The 13,199-nt window shown below is 72.3% G+C and carries 11 protein-coding genes, 1 other RNA gene and 1 pseudogene; 2 read left to right on the top strand and 11 right to left on the bottom strand.

The window, feature by feature from the left end:
* Positions 1-5 precede the first annotated feature (5 nt).
* Entirely contained in the window at positions 6-1,397 is a 1,392-nt protein-coding gene (locus AC3EUJ_RS04590; protein ID WP_431959625.1) for a nitrate/nitrite transporter, read from the bottom strand.
* 103 nt (positions 1,398-1,500) lie between these two features.
* Positions 1,501-2,490: a LysR family transcriptional regulator gene (locus tag AC3EUJ_RS04585; protein WP_431959624.1), complete on the bottom strand. Its 990-nt coding sequence runs from the start codon at positions 2,488-2,490 to the stop codon at positions 1,501-1,503.
* Positions 2,491-2,588: 98 nt separating this feature from the next.
* Here AC3EUJ_RS04585 and AC3EUJ_RS04580 point away from each other — a divergent pair, with 98 nt between their 5' ends.
* Positions 2,589-3,797, top strand: coding sequence for an MFS transporter (locus AC3EUJ_RS04580; protein ID WP_431959623.1), 1,209 nt, complete (start codon positions 2,589-2,591; stop codon positions 3,795-3,797).
* 289 nt (positions 3,798-4,086) lie between these two features.
* Here AC3EUJ_RS04580 and ssrA read toward each other — a convergent pair.
* The 5 genes from ssrA to ftsE form a co-directional block, all read right to left on the bottom strand.
* Positions 4,087-4,473, bottom strand: a transfer-messenger RNA (tmRNA) gene (ssrA, locus tag AC3EUJ_RS04575).
* 116 nt (positions 4,474-4,589) lie between these two features.
* Complete coding sequence (gene smpB, locus AC3EUJ_RS04570; RefSeq protein ID WP_431959622.1) at positions 4,590-5,072, bottom strand: SsrA-binding protein SmpB; 483 nt, start codon at positions 5,070-5,072, stop codon at positions 4,590-4,592.
* A gap of 54 nt (positions 5,073-5,126) precedes the next feature.
* Positions 5,127-6,290 carry a S41 family peptidase gene (locus AC3EUJ_RS04565; protein ID WP_431959621.1) on the bottom strand — a complete coding sequence of 388 codons (1,164 nt, stop codon included), beginning with the start codon at positions 6,288-6,290 and terminating at the stop codon, positions 5,127-5,129.
* Positions 6,291-6,357: 67 nt separating this feature from the next.
* A complete protein-coding gene (ftsX, locus tag AC3EUJ_RS04560) occupies positions 6,358-7,275 on the bottom strand; it encodes a permease-like cell division protein FtsX (protein WP_431959620.1) in 918 nt (305 codons plus the stop codon).
* A gap of 44 nt (positions 7,276-7,319) precedes the next feature.
* Positions 7,320-8,009 (bottom strand): cell division ATP-binding protein FtsE, encoded by a 690-nt coding sequence (gene ftsE / locus AC3EUJ_RS04555; protein WP_431959619.1) that lies wholly within the window; start codon positions 8,007-8,009, stop codon positions 7,320-7,322.
* Positions 8,010-8,284: 275 nt separating this feature from the next.
* Between ftsE and AC3EUJ_RS04550 the strand changes: the two genes are divergently transcribed.
* On the top strand, positions 8,285-8,476 hold the full coding sequence (locus tag AC3EUJ_RS04550; protein WP_406265207.1) for a hypothetical protein: 192 nt from the start codon (positions 8,285-8,287) through the stop codon (positions 8,474-8,476).
* A 149-nt stretch (positions 8,477-8,625) separates the two neighbouring features.
* Here the strand turns inward: AC3EUJ_RS04550 and AC3EUJ_RS04545 are convergent, their stop codons facing one another.
* From AC3EUJ_RS04545 to AC3EUJ_RS04530, 4 genes and pseudogenes are all read right to left on the bottom strand, one after another.
* Positions 8,626-9,399, bottom strand: coding sequence for a hypothetical protein (locus AC3EUJ_RS04545; RefSeq protein ID WP_488180940.1), 774 nt, complete (start codon positions 9,397-9,399; stop codon positions 8,626-8,628).
* Positions 9,400-9,708: 309 nt separating this feature from the next.
* A complete protein-coding gene (gene prfB / locus AC3EUJ_RS04540) occupies positions 9,709-10,827 on the bottom strand; it encodes a peptide chain release factor 2 (RefSeq protein ID WP_431959617.1) in 1,119 nt (372 codons plus the stop codon).
* 83 nt (positions 10,828-10,910) lie between these two features.
* Positions 10,911-11,657, bottom strand: a complete 747-nt coding sequence (locus tag AC3EUJ_RS04535; RefSeq protein ID WP_488180944.1) for a DUF8189 domain-containing protein — start codon at positions 11,655-11,657, stop codon at positions 10,911-10,913.
* Between the two features lie 165 nt (positions 11,658-11,822).
* Positions 11,823-13,058, bottom strand: a pseudogene (locus tag AC3EUJ_RS04530) (serine/threonine-protein kinase); the annotation flags it as partial.
* Between the last annotated feature and the right edge of the window lie 141 nt (positions 13,059-13,199).

Raw genomic sequence — 13,199 nt, 5'->3', positions numbered from 1 at the left:
CGGGGCTACACCTCCGCGTAGGAGAGCTGCGGCTCCGGCTCGGCCCTCGTACCGGGCCCGGCCGCCGGAGCGGGAGCCGGCGCGGGCCTGCGCAGGTATACGGCCCAGGTGACCACGAAGCAGACCGCGTAGACGGCCAGGAAGGCCACGAAGGCCGGGGTGCCGGTGCCCCGGGTGAGGAAGGACTGCCGGAAGGCGAGGTTGATGCCGAGGCCGCCGAGCGCGCCGACGGCGCCGATCAGGCCCATCGCGGCTCCGGACAGCCGGCGCCCGTAGGCGGCCGCGGCCTCACCGGTCAGCCCCTTGGCGGCGGCCTTGGCGGCGTAGATGCCCGGGATCATCTTGTACGTGGAGCCGTTGCCGAGGCCGGTCAGGATGAACAGGGCGACGAAGGCGGCGGAGAACAGCGTCAGGGACTTCTGTGCCGAGGCGAGGACGATCACGGCGGTGGCTGCGGCCATCGCCAGGAAGTTCCACAAGGTGATCCGTGCCCCGCCGTAGGCGTCGGCGAGCCGCCCGCCGACGGGGCGGATGAGCGAGCCGAGCAGCGGGCCGACGAAGGTGATGGACGCGGCCTCCAGCGGGGTGCGGGCGAACTGGTTCTGCAGGACGAGCCCGAAGGCGAAGCTGTAGCCGATGAAGGAGCCGAAGGTGCCGATGTAGAGGAAGGACATGATCCAGGTGTGGCCGTCCTTCACCGCCAGGGCGGCCGCGCCGGTGTCGTTCCGCACGGGCGCCAGGTTGTCCATGTACAGGGCGGCGAGCGTGGCGGCGACCACGATGAGCGGGATGTAGACGGCGAGCAGCAGCCGCGGGTGACCGGCGCCGGCCGTGCCGATGACCAGCAGGCCGGCCAGCTGGACGACGGGCACGCCGATGTTGCCGCCGCCCGCGTTGAGGCCGAGTGCCCAGCCCTTCCTCCGCAGCGGGAAGAAGGAGTTGATGTTGGTCATGGAGGAGGCGAAGTTGCCGCCGCCGACACCGGTCAGCGCGGCGACGGCGAGGAAGGTGCCGTAGGAGGTGCCGGGCTCCATGACGACGGCGGCGGCGATCGTCGGCAGCAGCAGCATGAGCGCGCTGAGGACGGTCCAGTTGCGGCCGCCGAAGCGCGCCACGGCGAAGGTGTACGGGACGCGGACCACGGAGCCGACCGCCGTGGCCATGGCGACCAGGAAGAACTTCCCGGCGGGGTCGATGCCGTACTCCGGGCCCATGAAGAGCACCATGACCGACCAGAGCGTCCAGACCGAGAAGCCGACGTGCTCGGACAGGACGGAGAAGAGCAGGTTCCGGTGGGCGACGCGCCGGCCGCCGTTCTCCCAGGACTCCTCGTCCTCGGGGTCCCACCGCTCGATCCAGCGGCCGCCCTTGCGTGCTGTGGTGCTCGCGGCAGTCATGACGCCTCCAGGCCCTGATGTCGCTCGTCGGATGATGCCCACGACGGTAGGAACGGCGCGTTTCCGCCCGATGGCCTGAGGTGACCGCCACGCAACCTTGCTCTCACCCGGTGCGCGGTCCCGGTGTGAGCGCCGGGGGCGCCATCACGCGGGTGTCCGGCTCCGGCAGCCAGGCGCCGTCCGGCGGGGTGAGCCAGTCGTCCTCGTCGGCGAGCCGCCGCGCCGTCCGGAGCAGGGCGTCCAGTCCCGGGTGGCGCAGTCCGCGCCGCCACACCATGGAGACCGGGGCGAGCGGTACGGGGGCGGTGAGCGGGCGCAGGACGAAGCCGGGCAGGTCGATGAACTCGGTGCTGGCCAGTACGGGCCAGCGGTGCTTGCGCACCAGGCGGACGAACTCCTCCGGGCCGTCGATGGCGGGGAAGGGCGCGGCCACGGAGATGCCCCGGCCCTGGAAGAGGCGCTGGGCCAGGTCCGTCCATTCGGCGGTGTCCGGGTTCCCGGCGGCGGCGTAGAGGGACTCCCCGGCGAGCCGGCCGAGCGGCACCTCGGCGAGTGGGGCCAGCCGGTGGCCGTCCGGGAGCAGCACCGCCATCCGCTCGTAGCGGACCGGCCGGTGCTCCAGCCGGTCCAGCACCGCGGGGGCGAGGCCCGCCGCGCGCCCGAAGGAGACGTCCAGGCGGCCCGCGAGGATCCCGGCAGCGGCGCCGGTGAGCCCGCTGTGGAAGCGCGCGGTCAGTTCGAGTTCGGGCGCGGCGGCGCGGGCGGCGGTCAGCACCCGGTGGCCGGTGCCCACGGGGGCGCCGATGTCGACGAGCAGCGGACGGCCGGCGGGCGCGAAGGCGGCGGCCAGTTCGTCGTGGGCGGCGAGCACGCGCCGGGCGTACGGCAGCAGCCGCTCCCCCTCGGCGGTCAGCCGCGCCGATCGGGTCGTCCGTACGAACAGCTCGGCCCGCAGTTCCCGCTCCAGGCGCCGGACGTCCCGGCTCAGCGCCTGCTGGGCGACGTGGAGGCGGGCGGCGGCCTGGGTGAAGTGCAGCTCCTCCGCGACGGCGGTGAAGGCCCTCAGCAGGCGCGGGTCGATGGCGTGCGGCATCCGTCCATTGAACACGTCCGCGATTGACAACGGGAACGCGTCAATGGGCGCTGATCAGGTGTTGGACCGCGCCGGGGGCGCCCCGGGAGAGTGATCGCATGACCGCGCTCGCCTTCGCCGCCCCCTACCGGCGGCTCTTCGCCCTGCCCGGCACCCGGGCCTTCACCACCGGGAACCTCCTGGCCCGGCTCCCGATGGGGATGTTCGGCGTCAGTGCGGTCGTCATGATCGCCGCGGGGTACGGCTCGTACGCGCTGGCCGGGGCGGTCACCGCCACCGGACTCGCCGCGACGGCCGTGGTGGCCCCGTGGACCGCCCGTCTGATCGACCGGCACGGCCAGGCCCGGGTGGCCGTGCCGGCCGCGGGGCTCGCCGCGCTGGGCTCGCTCGCGCTGGTGGTGTGCGTACGGCTGCACGCCCCGGCCTGGACGCTGTTCGCCGCGTACGCCGCCACCGCCACGACGCCGAACACCGGCGGCATGGCGCGGGCGCGCTGGGCGCACCTGTACCGCGAGGACGAGCGGGCCCGGCATGTCGCCAACTCCTTCGAGCAGGCCGCGGACGAGGGCTGCTTCATGCTCGGCCCGGTCCTCGCGGCCTTCCTGTGCACCTCTCTGTTCCCGGAGGCCGGCACGCTGACCGGGGCGCTGCTGCTCTTCGGCGGCATCCTGCTCTTCGCCGCGCAGCGCGGCACCGAGCCGCCGCCGGTGCCGCGGGCCACGGCCGGCCGGGACGTGGCAGCGGGGCGGGCCGCGGTACCGGCCGTCCTGCTGACGTTCCTGGCGACCGGGGCCGTCTTCGGCGCCCTGGAGGTCACCACGATCGCCTTCGCCGACGCCCACGGGCACCGCGGCGCCGCCGGGGCGGTGCTCGCCCTCCAGGCGGCGGGTTCGTGCGTGGCGGGCCTGCTGTACGGGCTGCGCCGGCCCCGCGGCACCGCCGGGGGCCGGTTCGCCGCGAGCGTCGCCCTGATGGCCGTCCTCATGCTCGGCCCGCTGCCCGCGGCGGCCCTCGGCGGCCTGTGGCTGCTGGCCCCCGCGCTGCTGCTGGCGGGCATGGCCACCGCACCCACGATGATCAACGGCATGGCCCTGATCCAGCGCCAGGTCCCTCCCGGCCGCCTCAACGAGGGGATGACGCTCGCCGTCACGGCCCTCCTGGGCGGCATCGCCTCGGGCTCCTTCGCCGCGGGGTCCGTCGTGGAGCAGCGGGGCGCGCTGCCCGCGTACGCGATACCGGCGATCGCCGCGGCCACCGCCGCGCTGGTCGCGGCGGCCTCCCTGCGGACGGCCCGGCGCCGGGCCTGACGTGCCGGCCGTCAGCCGCCGGGCGCCGCCGTCCCCCGCGGCCGGCGAGACGACGAGCACGCTCATGGTGTGCTCGGCCATCGCGACCGCGAGCACGAAGGCCTTGCCCTCCCACAACGGCAGGCCCGTGACGGCGGTGTGCACGCTCGGCGCGCCGGGCGCCCGCGTGAGTGCGGGGAACGTGTATCCCTGCGCCGGTGGATCGCCCCAAGCGCTCTGTGAGCCCCTGGAAACGACGGAAGGCGATGCCTCCCGCGCAGTGCGCGGCAGGCATCGCCTTCCGTTGGGTCAGTGGAGATGGCGGGAATCGAACCCGCGTCCTGTGGTGCGGAACCAGGGCTTCTCCGAGCGCAGTCCGCTGTGCTTTTCTCGGCCCCGGCAGTCACGCGGACAAGCCGCCGACGGGCCCAGCCACTGTTTGGTTTCCCACCGGGCCCCGTGGCCGGGCCCAGTGGTTTAGTCCCCTAGCTGATGCCAGGATCCGGGTCGGGAACAGCCCCGGGCTGACACTCCGCGGAGTCTTCGCTAGCTGCTAATTAGGCAGCGAGGGCGAAGGCGGAGGAATCGCTCTTGTTATTGGCGATTATTTTTTTCGGCATATGGTTTACGAGATCATTGCCGCTTTCTCGGCTCGCTTCCCCTGCTTCGACATCCCCAGTCGAAACCGATCATCCCCATGTTGATTTTTCAAGCTGCTCACCGGGCGGTCACCGTCCGGTGGGACTGCCGCCATCGTACGTGACGAACGCGCACGGTGGCCAGCGCATTCCCGCGCGTGGGCGCGGGCGGCGTTCACTGCCCGCGCTGCCGGCGGCGCGCCGCCGAGATGGCCCGGTCCGCCTCGCGGCGGTCCTGCTTCTCGCGCAGGGTCTGCCGCTTGTCGTAGTCCTTCTTGCCCTTGGCCAGCGCGATCTCGACCTTCGCCCGGCCGTCCTTGAAGTACAGGGAGAGCGGCACGATCGTGTGACCGGTCTCCTGCGACTTCTGGAAGAGCTTCTCGATCTCCGCCCGGTGCAGCAGCAGCTTGCGCTTGCGCCGCGCCGAGTGGTTCGTCCACGTCCCCTGCGTGTACTCGGGGATGTGCACGTTGTGCAGCCACGCCTCGCCCCCGTCGAGCTGGCCGAAGCCGTCGACCAGGGACGCGCGTCCCTGGCGCAGCGACTTCACCTCGGTGCCGGTGAGCACCAGGCCCGCCTCGTAGGTGTCGAGGATGTGGTAGTCGTGCCGCGCCTTCTTGTTCTGCGCGATCAGCTTGCGACCCGTTTCCTTTGCCATAGCGCCGCCATTCTCGCACCTCGGCGAGGCCGGGGGTACCGGTTTGCGCGCCGGTCAGCGGGCCGGCGTGCCCAGACCGTCCAGCACCCCGAGGGCCTCGGACTCGGCGTCCGCGCCACCGCTGACCAACAGGTCGGGCTCGACACCGCGGCCGTCCACCCGACGGCCCGCGGGCAGCCGGTAGTGGCCCACGGTGAGTTCGGCGACCGAGCCGTCCGACAACCGGCTGGGCATCTGCACCGACCCCTTGCCGAAGGTGCGGGAGCCCACGACGACGGCACGGCCGCGGTCCTGGAGGGCACCGGCGAGCAGTTCGGCCGCGCTCATCGTGCCGCCGTCGACGAGCACGACGAGCGGGGTGTCGGTGTCGCCCGCGTCGGCGGCGTAGAGCGCCTGCTGCTTGCCGTGGACGTCGTACGTGGCGACCAGGCCGCCGTCCAGGAGCGCGGAGGCCACGCCGACGGCCTCGGTGACCAGGCCACCGGAGTTGCCGCGCAGGTCCAGGAGTATGCCCTCGTGTCCCGGCCGGCCGGCCAGGACACGGCGGACCTGCCCGGCGACGCCCTTGGTGAAGGCGTCGACCTTGACCACGGTGACGCCGCCGGGAACGTGCCGCACCCGAACGGACTCCGTCGGCAGCAGGGCCCGCCGCGGTGAGACCTCCCAGGAGCGCGTACCGCGCCGCAGGCCCAGGGACACGACGGTGCCGGCGGCGTCCGAACCGCGCAGCCGGGCGACGACCTCGGTGACGGGACGGCCGGTGACCTCCGTGCCGTCGATGCTCACCAGCCGGTCCCCGGCGCGCACGCCGGCCCGGGCGGCGGGGCTGCCGGACTGGACGCGGTCGATGCCGATGCGGCCGTTTTCGGTGCGCCGCACCCACAGGCCGACCCCCACGTACCGGCCGTCCAGGGACTGCTGGAAGCCCTCGTACTCCTGGGCGGTGTAGAAGGAGGACCAGCGGTCGCCGCTGCGGCTGACCAGGGCCTGCGCGGCCTGCGGGCCCACCTTGCCCGCCGCGATCGCCTCCGCGATCTCGTCGATGTCGGCGACGGGGCCGGCCGGGATGCGCGAGTTCGGCGGCGTCCGCCGTTCCGCGCCGAGGCCCCCGAAGGAGCCCGCCGCGGCGCCCGTCGCCAGGACCGCCCCGAAGACCACTGTCAGCGCCGCGGCGCGGCGCAGACGGCGTTGTCTTCCGGGCGGACAGTGGCTCAGCACGTCGGGCAGTCTAGGCGAGAAGCGGGCGCTGTACGGAAAGTTGGCCGTACGGCGCCCTTGGCGCGAATCAGACCTTGAGGTATTTGCGCAGCGCGATCAGGGCCGCCAGCGCGGGCATCAGCATGCCCACCACCAGCACCAGCGGCAGCACCTGGGCCACCTCGCCCCAGCCGAGGAAGTTGATCAGTGGCACCTTGGTCTGCAGCGACAGGCCGTGGTCGATCAGGAAGTAGCGGCCCACCAGCAGCATCAGACAGGCCAGGCCACCGCCGACCAGACCGGCGAACGCGGCCTCCATGATGAACGGCATCTGGATGTAGAAGCTGGAGGCGCCGACCAGCCGCATGATCCCGGTCTCACGGCGCCGGCTGAAGGCCGAAACGCGCACCGTGTTGACGATCAGCATCATCGCCACCGCGAGCATGAACGCCAGTACCACCAGCGCGGCCAGCGTCATGCCGTTGAGCAGCCCGAACAGGTTGTCCAGCAGGGCCTTTTGGTCCTGCACCTCCTGGACGCCGGGACGGCCCTGGAAGGCGCTCGCGACCACCTGGAACTTCGTCGGGTCCTTGAGCTTGACCCGGAAAGACTCCTGCATCTGGTCCGGGGTGAGGGAGTCGGCCAGCGGCGAGTCGGAGAACTGCTCCTTGTAGTGCTTGTAGGCGTCCTCCGCGCTCTCGTGGAAGTACTTCTCCACCAGCGGCAGCGCCTTGAGCTGCTTCTCGATGTCCTGCTTCTGCTCCTCGGTGACGGCGCCCTTGGTGCAGTTGGGGTCGGTCTTGGCGTCGTTCTTGTTGCAGAGGAAGATCGACACCTGGACCTTGTCGTACCAGTAGCCCTTCATCGAGTCGACCTGCTCGCGGGCGAGCCACGAGCCGCCGGCGAGCGCGAGCGAGAGGGCCACGGAGACGATGACCGCGAAGGTCATGGTGAGGTTGCGCCGGAGGCCGACGCCGATCTCCGAGAGCACGAACTGGGCGCGCATGTTGTCCTTTCAGAAGGCCGCGGTGTGCAGGGCGGGGTCCAGGCTCAGTGCTGGTAGCCGTAGACGCCGCGGGACTGGTCGCGGACCAGTCGCCCCTTCTCGAGCTCGATGACGCGCTTGCGCATCTGGTCGACGATGTTCTGGTCGTGGGTGGCCATCACCACCGTGGTGCCGGTCCGGTTGATGCGGTCCAGCAGCCGCATGATGCCCACGGAGGTCTGCGGGTCGAGGTTTCCCGTGGGCTCGTCCGCGATCAGCAGCATCGGGCGGTTGACGAACGCCCGGGCGATCGCCACGCGCTGCTGCTCACCGCCGGACAGCTCGCCCGGCATGCGGTCCTCCTTGCCGCCGAGGCCGACGAGGTCGAGCACCTCGGGGACCGTCTTGCGGATGGTGCCGCGCGGCTTGCCGATCACCTCGAGGGCGAACGCCACGTTCTCCGCGACCGTTTTGTTGGGCAGCAGGCGGAAGTCCTGGAAGACCGTTCCCAACTGGCGGCGCATCTGCGGCACCTTCCAGTTGGACAGGCGGGCGAGGTCCTTGCCGAGCACGTGCACCATGCCGGTGTCCGTCCGCTCCTCGCGCAGGATCAGCCGCAGGAAGGTCGACTTCCCGGAGCCGGAGGAGCCCACCAGGAAGACGAACTCACCCTTCTCGATTTCCAGCGAAACGTCCCGAAGTGCAGGACGGTTCTGCCGGGGGTAGGTCTTGGAGACGTTGTCGAATCGGATCACGGTCGCACTCCGGATACAGGGGATCGGAGGCGACCTTACGCGAATGCCCGCGGCCCGCGCAGTCCGCGGTCCGGGATGACGGGTTTATTCACCGACCACGGGGGGACAAAGCAGGCATTGGCCACATGCGTCACTCTTCGGAGTCGCAGGAATCGCGCGGGGCGCGCCGAGCGTCCCGGAAACTGGCACAGTGGTCGGGGGGCTCGGGAACGTACCGTCCCTGTCGCGCGTTGTTCATGGAGCGGCCGCCCGGCCGCCTGGGAGGAGGCGACCGCATGACAGTCGACCGACTGGTGTGCGCCAATTGCGCCGGCCCCGTCAGCGAGGGCCGCTGTGCCGTCTGCCGCGCCCATCGTGCCCGCATGCAGCAGGAGAACCCCTTCGCGGCCGTCTCTCCGGCAGCCCTCATCGCCCTGCTGGTCGCACTGCTCGCGGTGGCGTGGGTGGTCCACGAGGCCGCCGTGTAGCGCGGCGCGCACATACGACGAACACAGGGGCCCGAGGCGCTTCGGCGCGACGGGCCCCTGTGACGTTCCCGGGGCCTCACGCGGACGCGCGGAGGCCCGCGGCGCGTGCGCCGCGGGCCCCTGTGTGCGCCGGTGTCCGGGCGTGGGCCTCAGACCGCGGCGTTGCGGCCGCCGCCGACCAGGCGCGGCATCAGGCGGAAGCCGACACCGCCCGCGATCATCGTGGCGGCGCCGATCAGCAGGAAGATGGTCTCGCCGGCACCGGTCTCGGCCAGCTCCTCCTTGGTGTCACCCTGGGTGACGACCTCGCTGCTGCCGGCGTTGTCGGTGTCGGTGTTGTCGGCGCAGGTCACGCTGTCACCGTCGAGGGTGCAGGTGGTGCCGTCGCCGCCATCGGTGGTGCCGCCGTCGGTGGAACCGCCGCTGTTGCCGTTTCCGCCGCTGTTGCCGTTGCCACCGCTGTTGCCGTTGCCACCGGTGCTCGGGTCACCCGTCGTCGGGTCACCACCCGTCGGGTCACCCGTCGTCGGGTCACCACCCGTCGGGTCACCCGTCGTCGGGTCACCACCCGTCGGGTCACCCGTCGTCGGGTCACCACCCGTCGGGTCACCACCCGTCGGGTCACCCGTCGTCGGGTCACCACCCGTCGGGTCACCACCCGTCGGGTCACCCGTCGTCGGGTCACCACCCGTCGGGTCACCCGTCGTCGGGTCACCACCCGTCGGGTCACCCGAAACTCCGGAGGTGGGATCTTCGTCGCCGTTCAAGGAGGCGGAAACGCCGACCTCGGTCTCGCCGGCGCTCAGGCCGATGTCCAGGCCGACGGCCTGCGCGGCACCGGCGGCCGTCAGCGAGGCGCCGGCCGCGATCACCGCGGCAGCGGCTATGCGGGCCACCCGCAGCCGCGTGTTCTTCTTGCTCATCTGGCAACTACCCCCAGTAGCTTCTCGTCCATGGAGCAGCGTCACAGGGGGAGCGTCCTGCGGGGCGGTTCACGTTCAAGGCCGGGGCGTGAGCCACCGACCGCGCTCGCCCCCGTTCGCTCACGCCCCAGTCATACGCATGCCGCGCATCACGATTCCCAGATTTCACAGCGTCGTCAAGGGCGTTCCAAGCACAATGCCGGAATTGGCTCACTATGACGGCCACTTGCTTATGCGGCTGTGACCCAAAACGCACAACTGCCGCCCATTGGACGGCAGTTGTGAGGATTTCGCAAAGATGATGCCGCGTCAGACGCGGGCACCCTGGTCCTGCTGCTTGCGCCAGCGGATGCCCGCCTCGAGGAAGCCGTCGATGTCGCCGTCGAGGACGCCCTGCGGGTTGCCGACCTCGTAGTCCGTCCGGAGGTCCTTGACCATCTGGTACGGGTGGAGCACGTAGGAACGCATCTGGTTGCCCCAGGAGTTGCCGCCGTCGCCCTTGAGGGCGTCCATCTTGGCCTGCTCCTCCTGGCGGCGCCGCTCCAGCAGCTTGGCCTGCAGGACGTTCATCGCGCTGGCCTTGTTCTGGATCTGGGAGCGCTCGTTCTGGCAGGAGACCACGATGCCGGTCGGGATGTGGGTGATCCGGACCGCGGAGTCGGTGGTGTTGACGCCCTGGCCGCCGGGGCCGGAGGCGCGGTAGACGTCGATCCGCAGCTCGGTCTCGTCGATCTCGACGTGGTCGCTCTGCTCGACGACCGGCAGCACCTCGACGCCCGCGAAGGAGGTCTGGCGCCGGCCCTGGTTGTCGAAGGGCGAGATGCGCACCAGTCGGTGGGTGCCCTGCTCGACCGAGAGGGTGCCGTAGGCGTACGGCGCCTTCACCACGAAGGTCGTGGACTTGATGCCGGCCTCTTCCGCGTACGAGGTCTCGTAGACCTCGGTCGGGTAGCCGTGCCGCTCGGACCACCGCAGATACATGCGCTGCAGCTGCTCCGCGAAGTCGGCGGCGTCGACGCCGCCCGCCTCGGCGCGGATGTTGACCAGCGCCTCACGGGCGTCGTACTCGCCGGACAGGAGGGTACGGACCTCCATCTCGTCCAGCGCCTTGCGCACCGACTCCAGCTCGGCCTCCGCCTCGGCGCGGGTGTCCGCGTCGTCCTCGGCCTCGGCGAGCTCGAAGAGCACCCCGAGGTCGTCGATGCGACCGCGCAGCCCCTCGGCCTTGCGGACCTCGGCCTGCAGATGCGACAGCTTGCTGGTGATCTTCTGCGCCGCCTCGGGGTCGTCCCACAGCGACGGCGCCGCCGCCTGCTCCTCGAGCACGGCGATGTCGGCCCTCAGCTTGTCGAGGTCCAGAACGGCCTCGATCGAGGCCATGGTCGACGAGAGGGACTTGAGCTCTTCGGATACATCCAGGACTGCCACGTCCCCCAGCGTACCGGCACGCCGCGCGTTGCCGCGCCGGTGAGCCGGGGCGGGCCCGCCGGCGGCCGGGAGCCGCGCGCCGATCAGGCCGGGACGGGGGCGGAGGCGTGGGCGAGCGTGCCGTCGGCACGGCGGAGGTAGAGGGTCAGGGTGTCGTCCGCCGTGGTCACACCGGGGTGGGAGGGGGTGCTGGCGGACAGCCGGACCGGCGTCCATGCGCCGCCTTCGGAGACGGCCGCGGCCAGGGCCCCGTCGTCGGCGGGGGCGAGGACGTAGAGCCGGCCGCCGGAGACGGCCGGCTCGGGGCGGCCCGTGGCGTCGAGGCCGGTGACGATCTCGGAGGGACGCCAGGCGCCGTTCACGTACGGCAGGCGCAGCACGGCGCCGTCGGCCTTGCGGACGGCGAAGGCGTCGAGGGTGCCGGACGCGGCCGAGACCAGACCGGGGGCGGCGGTGACGCGGCCCGCGGTGGGGACCAGCGCCCAGGCGTTCCAGCGGCCGTCGACCCAGGAGGAGGTGACGAGGTCACCGCCGGAGCAGCCCACCAGGTCGATCCGGCCGGGCGCGGAAGACGCGGCGGCGGGGGTCGTGGTGAAGCGGGCCGGCTGGTCGACCTGGTACCAGTCGCCCCACGTGCCGCCGCTGAGGGTGCGGCGGTAGACCCTGTGGTCGGTGCCGAGGGCGAAGACGTCCAGCTGCCCGGCGCGCGGGGAGACCACCGAGGGGTCGTCGGCGACGCTTATCCCGGTGAGCCGGTGCCAGGTGCCGGAGACCAGGTACCAGACGTTCTTGTCGCTGCCCCGGGTGAAGACGTACGTCGTCCCGGACACGGAGATCGCCCGGGGGCCGCCCACCGGATGGACGGCGCGGTCCGGGAAACGGGGCAGCGCCGTGTAGCCGGACCAGCGCAGCGCGGCCTCCTCGGCGGTGCCCGCCGGGCTGCTGACCGCGCCCTGCGGGGAGGCGGCGGCGCCCGTGGGGGCGGTCGGGGTGGTCGATGCCTGCCCGGACGGCTTGTCCTCGCGGCTGGTGGAGCCGCCGTCGTCGTCGGAGCCGGAGGCCGCGATCGCCCAGCCGCCGAGCCCGACGACAAGTGCGGCCGCCGCCGCCGCGCCGATCTTGACGCGGCGGCGCTGGAGCGCGTCGGGGACGGCGCGGTGGCGGTGCCGGGTGCGCGGGCCGGGGACCGCGGCGGGCCGGCCGCCGGCCAGCTCCTCCGCGGTGGGCAGCTTGATGCTGGTGTGCGTGTCGCGCGTCGAGTCCGGTGCGGAGCCGCGGACCAGGGGCACGGCGCCGCGTGGCTGCCCGGCCGGCGGGTCGTACGGCTCGGTGACGGAACCGGGCTCGCGGCCGTAGGCATCCTCTCCGTGGTGGTCGCCGGGCGCGTCCACCTCCAGCGGGGGCAGTCCGGCGAGGGCGGGCAGCAGCTCGCGCAGCCGTGCCCCGACCTCAGCCGCCCTGAGCCGGGAGGCGGGGGCCTTGGCGAGGCACTGGGAGAGCAGCTGCCACAGTTCGTCGGGCAGGTCGGGCAGCGGTGCGACCGACTCGGTGACGTGCCGGCGCAGCACCGCGCCCGGGTGGCCGCCGCCGAACGGGGTGAAGCCGGCGAGCAGCTCGTACAGGACGGTGGCGAGGGCGTAGATGTCCACGGAGGCGCGCGGCGGCAGGCCCTCGATGATCTCCGGGGCCAGGTAGTCGGGGGTGCCGATGATGCGGGTGGCCCGGGTGCGGCGCGGGGAGTCGACCAGCCGCGCGATGCCGAAGTCGGTGAGGAGCGCCGGGGGCGCCCCGCCCGGTCCGGGCGGGGCTGCGGAGTCCAGCAGGACGTTCTCCGGCTTGACGTCGCGGTGGACGACGCCCGCGGCATGGGCGGCGGCCAGGCCGTCCGCGACGTCCGCGGTGATGGAGACGGCCGCCTCGGGGGTGAGCCTGCGTTCGCGCTCCAGCCGGGAGCGCAGGTCCGTGCCGCGGACCAGGTCCATGACGAGCGCGAGGTCGCTGCCGTCGACCACCAGGTCGCGGATACCGACGATGTTCGGGTGGTGGAGCGCCAGCAGGGCCGTGCGCTCCTGGACGAAGCGGCCGACGAGGTCCTGGTCGGAGGCGAGGTCCTCGCGCAGTAGCTTGATGGCGACCGGGCCCTCGGGGCCCTCGCCCAGCCACACCGTGCCCGCGGAACCCCGCCCCAGCACCTGGTGCGCGGTGTACCGGCTGCCGATCTTCCGTCCCAAGGCTGCTCCGACTCCTCCGACGTGCCGTCGTGTTGGCGACAAAGCTACGCGGATGCGAGCCGGTTGGGGGAACCTGTCGGGGGTGAGTGCGGCTTCTCCGGGAGAAATCACCCTCCAGAAGTCGACAAATCACCAACACCG

Source organism: Actinacidiphila sp. bgisy160 (genome assembly GCF_057707815.1).
Note: the sequence above shows the minus strand (reverse complement) of the source record. Positions and strands in the feature narration are given on the sequence as shown.